The organism is Enterobacter cloacae complex sp. 6730903, from assembly GCF_048283985.1.
Taxonomy (GTDB): Bacteria; Pseudomonadota; Gammaproteobacteria; order Enterobacterales; family Enterobacteriaceae; genus Enterobacter; species Enterobacter hormaechei_C.
Genome location: NZ_JBLVXX010000190.1, coordinates 1 through 315, shown reverse-complemented (window position 1 = coordinate 315; position 315 = coordinate 1). Strand labels below are relative to the sequence as shown.

The following is a 315-nucleotide window of genomic DNA, read 5'->3' as shown; positions in this document are numbered from 1 at the left end:
GTAATAAGGTAGCCGCCCCAAAAGCACTCAAAAAAAGTAAAAAGTAACTTAGCATATTAAATTAGACCAAATCACCTTTCACCTTATTCATTACCCTACCAATAAACTTAGATGACTTTAATTGATAATGCTTTTTGTACTGCAGGGCGTGCTGTTAAGCGAACAATGTATTCTTGTACATACGGGTAATCCTCTAATTGAATCCCCTGCCATTCATAACGCAAAATCCAAGGTAGAATTGCCATATCAGCAATTGAGTATTCCCCTGCAACAAACTTCTGACCAATGAGCTGTTTATTCAACACACCATATAAA

1 protein-coding gene is annotated in these 315 nt (G+C 36.5%); it reads right to left on the bottom strand.

The features are described from left to right. Positions 1 to 107: 107 nt before the first annotated feature. Positions 108 to 315 (bottom strand): glutathione binding-like protein (locus ACNQ0W_RS25510; protein WP_417933323.1); only part of this gene is annotated, 208 nt, incomplete at its 5' end.